Below are 6337 nucleotides of genomic sequence, written 5' to 3'. Positions count from 1 at the left end.
GTCTTTGCCGGGGCCACGGGCGCGGTGCGCGACGCCGTGCTGCTCAACGCCGGCATCGCCCTCGCTCTGACGCGGCCGGACTCGGGACCGTCGGAGGCGGACTTCGACGCCGACCTGCGCGCTGGGATGGCGCGTGCGGCAGAAGCCATCGACACCGGCGCGGCCACGGGACTCGTCGAACGCTGGGTGACCGCGACGCGTCGCTGAACTGTCGAGGCGCCGCTGAACCGACGAGGCGTCCTGGCGACGAGGGTCAGTCGCCCTCGAGGCCCAGGCTGAAGGCTGCCTCGAGGTCGTGCGAGGAGTAGGTGCGGAAGGCGATGTGCGTCGACGTGCCGACGATGCCCTCCACCTTGTTCAGCTGGTCGGCGATGACGTCGGCGAACTCCTCGTGCGCCTTGACGCGGACCATGGCGATGAGGTCGGTGTCCCCGGTCACCGAATAGACCTCGGACACGGCCGGAATGTCGGCAACAGCCTCCGCGACCTCCGGGATGCGGTCGACCTCGCAGCTGATCATGACGATGGCGGTGATCACGGTGACACCTTAGCCGGGCCTCAACCGGCGCTGCGCAGGCCGGAACCGTGCCCAGCGGCGCCCGCTCGACCGGACCGGCCGCCGGCTCCTCCGGGACCGGGTCGCGAGGGCGGCACGTCGTTGTCGAAGCCGACGACGTCGTGGGCCGATGCGACGGCTGGTTCGAGCTCGCTGCGCACCGAGCCGGCGCCCCCGACCGGGCAGGTCCACGTCCCGTCGAGCTCGACGATGCGCACGCCTGGAGCCTCGAGCCAGCGCAGCAGGATCTCGGTCTCCTCGGTGAGCGCGGACGGCCGCTCGGGCGTGGAGGGGGGCACGACCTCGGCGGTGGCCTGCATCGAGCGGACGTAGGGCATGGGGTCGGCTCCTCGCGGGCTCACCGCGGTGCCGGCCAGGCGTCCGTGGCGTATGGAGACGAGCTCCCAGCCCCCGAGGTCGCTGCGACGGGCCCCGACGATCTCGGGGGAGCGCACGAGCGGCGCGAGCCGCTGGGCGCGCGCCGCACCTCGTACGAGCTGCAGGAAGCGGTCACGCACCCGCGCCGCGTCCTCGAAACGCTCTTGCGAGGCGAGCTCCTCGAGTCGCGCACGGAGCAGGTCTGCGCTCGGGCGGGCGTTGCCGGTGAAGATGGCGCGGCACTCGTCGACGACGACGGCGTAGTCGCCCTCGGACTGTGCACCTGTGCAGGGAGCGCCGCAACGGCCCATGTCGGCGAGGGCGCAGGCGGTGCCGCGTCCGGTGAGGCGACCGGTGCACTGGCGCAGGGGCACCACCTCATGGACCGCGTCGATGGCCGACTGGGCGGTCACGCGGGACCGGAACGGGCCGATGTAGTGGGCGTCGTCGTCCCGCACCTGCTTGACGATCGACAGGCGGGGGAAGCGTTCCTGCGTGAGCTTGACCCACATGACCTTGCGGCCGTTCTTCGACCGCCGGTTGAAGCGGGGCTTGTGCTCGTCGATGAGCCGCAGCTCGCGGACCTGCGCCTCGAGCGAGGTCTGGCAGACGACCGGGTGCACCACCTGGGCGAGCCGCACCATCTCGGCCATCCGGCTGCGTTGCTCGGACGCGGTGAAGTAGCTGCGCACGCGGGTGCGGATGTCGCGGCTCGTGCCGACATAGAGGACGCGGTCGCTGCCGTCCTTGAAGAGGTAGACCCCGGGCGCGCTGGGCAGGGGGTCGGCGAGGAACCGCTTGCGGCGCTGCGACGGTGTGACCCGGGAGCTGTAGCTCGAGAGCTCCTCGAGGGTGTGGACGCCGAGGTTGCCGACGCGCTCGATGAGGCCGTGCAGCACGTCGACGGTGGCACGGGCGTCGTGCAGCGCCCGGTGGTCGGGCGTGGTCGGCGAGCCGAAGACCTGGGCCAGCGAGGACAGCCGATGGTTCGGCGACTCGTCACGCACCACGAGCTGTCGCGCCAGCTGGAGGGTGTCCAGGACCGGGAATCCGGGCCACCGCAGCCCGACGCGGGCGGCGGCCGCCTTGAGGAACCCGATGTCGAAGCCGGCGTTGTGCGCCACGAGGACGCTGCCGGCCGCGAACTCGAGGAAGGCGGGCAGGGCGCTGTCGATGCGCGGTGCGTCGCGGACCATCGAGTCGGTGATGCCGGTGAGGACGGAGATGAAGGCCGGGATGGGCTCCGCGGGGTTGACGAGGGTCTGGAACTCCCCGAGCTGCTCGCCGCCGCGCACCTTGACGGCGCCGATCTCGGTGATGCCGCACTGTGCCGGGGTGCCCCCGGTCGTCTCGAGGTCCACGACGACGAACGTGACTGCGGCGAGGGGGGTGCCGAGGTCGTCGAACGTGGACTGGATGGCTTGCACGACCCTGACGGTATGCCGGTGCGCCGACAACGTCGGGGAGGCGCGGCGTCCCCCGACGCTGTCGGTGGGTGCACCTAGCGTCTTTCACGACAGATCGCAATGAGAGACGAAGGGGTTGGACCGAGATGATGCTCGTCGACTGCCAGACCTGCCCGGTGCGGGACGTCCACTGCGCAGACTGCATGGTGACCGCGCTGAACGAGATACCACTCCGGCCCGGTGCGTCCCCGCGCGACGCCGGGCGAGGTGAGGCCGTGACGGCACCGCTCGACCGGGCCGAGCGACGGGCGGTGTCGGCCTTCCTCGCCGCCGGGCTCGTCTCCACCGGCACGGCGAACGCGGCCCGGGCCCGGCTCGATCCGGTCGAGCGCGAGTCGCACCACCGAGCCCGCCGGGCGGTCTGACCGGCGTCGTCACGCCAGGCCAGTCACCAGGGCCCGTGACACGATGTCGCGGTGCGCAGCCCCAACCGTCGTGTCTCCCCTCGGGTGGCCGCGGCCGTGGTTCTCGTGACTGCCACCGCCTGGGGCCTTGGGGCCTGCACCGCCGCCAGTGCCCCCTCGGTTCCCGCCTTCCTCCCTGCCGCGTCTACCGCGTCGAGCCCGTCCCGCTCGGGGACCGCGACGGCCGACACCGACCCCGGGGCGTGGTCCGACGCCCGAACCCGCGCGGTGACGCAGGTGCTCGAGGCCCGTGTGGGCGACGTCGACCGCCGGGACGAGACCGGCTGGCTGGCCGCGCTGAGCGGGCCCGCGTCCGGTCTCCTACGCACCAGCCAGGCCGCCGTGTTCGAGCGTATGAGAGCGATGGGGGCCGGTGACCTGCGCCTCGTCCTGGCGCGCGAGACGACCGCTCCCGTTCCCGTCCCGCGCGGAACCCAGGTCGAGTGGGACGTGAAGGCCAGCCTCACCTACAGGCTTCTCGGTTTCGACACGTCACCCCGATCCTTCGACCTCGACCTCACCTTCAAGGCTGACCCGGCACGCCCGGCTGATCTCGTCATCACCGCCTCGGCGCCGTCAGGGCGCCCGCAACCCTGGGACCTCCCCGGACTCGTCGTCCGCAGGGCAGCAACCTCCCTCGTGCTCGCGGTCGGCACCGGTGACCGTGTCGAAGAGGTCGTGCGCCGCGCGCGCACGGCCGAGGCGCGTGTCGCCGCCGTCTGGGGGGAGGCCAGACCGGCCGTCTGGGTCGCCCCCTCCACCGACGCCGATGCCGCACGACTGCTGGGTCGCTCCGCGGACGACCTCGCGGGGGTGGCGGCCGCCACGGACGGCCCGCTGACCCCGGGGGAGCATGCCGGGGCGGATCGGATCGTCCTCGTGCCCGGAGCGTGGAGCTCGCTGYGCCCCGACGGCCGCGACGTCGTCATGACCCACGAGCTGACCCATGCGACGGTCAGGGCCTCGACGACGCGCAGCGTCCCCGTCTGGCTGTCCGAGGGCTTCGCCGAGCTCGTCGCGTACCAGCCCGTCGACCTGCCGGAGGCGACCGTCGTCGCCCCGGCACTCGAGCGGGTTCGGTCGTCGGGTCTCCCGCAGGCTCTGCCAGCAGACGCGGACTTCGACCCGGGCACCCGTGCGCTCCCGGCGGCATACGGCCTCTCGCTGCTGGCGCTGCGCACCCTGGCGGACCGCTACGGGATGCCGGCCGTGGTCCGTCTCTACCGCGCGGCCGCGGGCGGGCGCGTGCCACCGAGCTCGCAGCTCGACGACCGCGAGGCGGCCGTCGACGACGCGTTGAGCTCTGTCATGGGCTCGACGCGGTCGGCACTGCTGCAGGCGTGGCAGGCGCGCACCCGCGACCTGCTGCGCTGAGCCGTCAGGCGTAGAGCTTCTCCACCTCGGCGCCGAAGTCCTTCATGACGACGTTGCGCTTGAGCTTGAGCGAGGGCGTGAGGTAGCCGTTCGCCTCGGTGAAGTCGCCGGAGAGCACGACGAACTTCCGGATCGACTCGGCCTTGGAGACCGCGTCGTTGGCCCGGTCGACGGCCTCCTGGAGCGCTTCGAGCACCTTCGGATGGGTGCGGGCCTGCTCGAGCGAGACGCCCTCGACGCCATGGGTCTTGGCCCAGAGCGGCCACATCTCCTCGTCGAGCGTCAGGAGCACGGCGACGAAGGGCTTCTGGTCGCCGACGACGATGCACTGCGAGACGAGTGGATGCGCGCGCAGACGGTCCTCGAGCACCGCGGGGGCGACGTTCTTGCCGCCCGCCGTCACGAGGATCTCCTTCTTGCGCCCGGTGATCCGCAGGTAGCCCTCGTCGTCCAGCTCGCCGAGGTCGCCGGTGTGGAACCAACCGTCGACGATGGCGTCGGCCGTCGCCGCGGGGTTGTCGTGGTAGCGGGTGAAGACGCCGACCCCCTTGAGCAGGATCTCGCCGTCGTCGGCGATCCGGATGCCGGTGCCCGGCAGCGGCGGTCCGACCGTGCCGATCCTGATCTTGTCCGGCGTGTTCACCGCCACGGGAGCCGTGGTCTCGGTGAGGCCGTAGCCCTCGAGGATGACGACGCCGATGCCGCGGTAGAAGTGACCGAGGCGGGTGCCCAGTGGCGCACCGCCGGACACGGCGTAGCGCACCTGACCGCCCATGGCGGCGCGCAGCTTGCCGTAGACCAGACGGTCGAAGACGGCGTGCTGGACCCGGAGCCCCAGACCGGGGCCACCCGCGTCGAGCGCCTCGCTGTAGGCGATCGCGACGGTGGCGGCGCGGAGGAAGATCTTCCCCTTGCCCTCGGCGGACGCCTTGGCCTCGGCCGAGTTGAAGATCTTCTCGAAGACGCGCGGGACGGCGAGCACGAAGGTCGGCTGGAATCCGGCGAAGTCGTCGAGGAGGGTCTTGATGTCCGACGAGTGGCCCATGCGTGCCCTGCCCGCGACGCAGAGCACCTCGATGAAGCGCGCGAAGACGTGGGCCAGCGGGAGGAAGAGCAGTGTCGACGCGTTGTCGGTCAGTACCACCTGGCCCAGCTTCTCGATGGCGTTCTCGGCGAGGTCGAGGAAGTTACCGTGGGTCAGCTCGCACCCCTTGGGCCGCCCCGTCGTGCCCGAGGTGTAGATGATCGTTGCCACCGACCCCCGGTCGAGGCCGGCGCGGCGTGCGGCCAGGTCGGCGTCAGGGACCTCCCGGCCCTTCTGGCGCAGGGCGTCGAGGCCGCCGCCGTTGATGGTGATGACATCGCGGAGCGATGGCAGCTCGCCCCGGACCTGGTCGACGGTGGCACGGTGAGCATCGGTCTCGACGACGACGACCTGCGCGTCGGAGTCCGACAGGATCCACTGCACCTGCTCGGCGGACGAGGTCTCGTAGATCGGCACGACGACGGCGCCCGCACTCCAGGCAGCGAAGTCGACGAGTGTCCACTCGTAGCGCGTGCGCGACATGAGTGCCAGCCGGTCCCCGGGCGCCAGACCCGCGGCCATGAGCCCCCGGGCCACGGCGGCGACGTCGTCGGCGAACTGCGCCCACGTCACGTGCGTCCAGCCGCCGGAGGGGGTCTTGCGGGAGAACGCGGTCTCGTTCGAGTTCTCCGCGGCATTGCGCACGGGCAGGTCCGCAAGGCTTCCCTCCGTCGTGACGGGGGCAAGTGGTGCGACGACGTTGTCCTTCACTGTCACTCCTGGTTGCGGGTGGTAACTGTGCTGCACCTTACCGAGCGGTAACCGCTCCGACCATCTCATCGTGGCGCCGGGGGTGGCCCGGTCCGGGTGCCGCCCTGCTGCGCAAGACTGCCACCCCTCCATCGTGGCACGCGGCCGACGCGCGAGAGCAGCCGCAGGACCAGCGCCAGCGCACACTCGACGCGATAGCCTTCGGCGCATGCCCGATCGCACCGAGTCCTCCATCGTCATCGACGCCCCTCCGGGCGAGGTCCTCGACGTCATCGCGGACTTCGAGGCCTATCCCGAGTGGGCGGGCGAGGTGAAGGACGTCTCCGTGCTCGCCGAGGAGGGTGACGGCTGGGCGGACCAGGTC

At 71.7% G+C, this 6337-nt stretch carries 6 protein-coding genes and 1 pseudogene; 4 read left to right on the top strand and 3 right to left on the bottom strand.

Features of this window, described 5'->3' with window-relative positions:
• Nucleotides 1–207 (top strand): annotated as a pseudogene (locus tag AC1DP0_RS16360) (anthranilate phosphoribosyltransferase); the annotation flags it as partial.
• A gap of 46 nt (nucleotides 208–253) precedes the next feature.
• On the opposite strand, the gene AC1DP0_RS16355 reads toward AC1DP0_RS16360, so the two are convergent.
• Nucleotides 254–538 (bottom strand): Lrp/AsnC family transcriptional regulator, encoded by a 285-nt coding sequence (locus tag AC1DP0_RS16355; protein ID WP_442278283.1) that lies wholly within the window; start codon nucleotides 536–538, stop codon nucleotides 254–256.
• Between the two features lie 20 nt (nucleotides 539–558).
• Complete coding sequence (locus AC1DP0_RS16350) at nucleotides 559–2391, bottom strand: DEDD exonuclease domain-containing protein (protein ID WP_478086142.1); 1833 nt, start codon at nucleotides 2389–2391, stop codon at nucleotides 559–561.
• Between the two features lie 224 nt (nucleotides 2392–2615).
• Between AC1DP0_RS16350 and AC1DP0_RS16345 the strand changes: the two genes are divergently transcribed.
• Together AC1DP0_RS16345 and AC1DP0_RS16340 are read left to right on the top strand one after the other, a co-directional pair.
• Complete coding sequence (locus AC1DP0_RS16345) at nucleotides 2616–2765, top strand: hypothetical protein (RefSeq protein WP_478086139.1); 150 nt, start codon at nucleotides 2616–2618, stop codon at nucleotides 2763–2765.
• Between the two features lie 51 nt (nucleotides 2766–2816).
• Nucleotides 2817–4178, top strand: a complete 1362-nt coding sequence (locus tag AC1DP0_RS16340; RefSeq protein ID WP_478086134.1) for a hypothetical protein — start codon at nucleotides 2817–2819, stop codon at nucleotides 4176–4178.
• Nucleotides 4179–4182: 4 nt separating this feature from the next.
• Here the strand turns inward: AC1DP0_RS16340 and AC1DP0_RS16335 are convergent, their stop codons facing one another.
• Complete coding sequence (locus AC1DP0_RS16335) at nucleotides 4183–5973, bottom strand: AMP-dependent synthetase/ligase (RefSeq protein WP_478086132.1); 1791 nt, start codon at nucleotides 5971–5973, stop codon at nucleotides 4183–4185.
• 208 nt (nucleotides 5974–6181) lie between these two features.
• Here AC1DP0_RS16335 and AC1DP0_RS16330 point away from each other — a divergent pair.
• Nucleotides 6182–6337 (top strand): SRPBCC family protein (locus AC1DP0_RS16330; RefSeq protein ID WP_478086146.1); only part of this gene is annotated, 156 nt, incomplete at its 3' end.

This window comes from Terrabacter sp. P5_B1, assembly GCF_056400505.1.
This window is presented reverse-complemented; position numbering and strand designations above follow the sequence as displayed.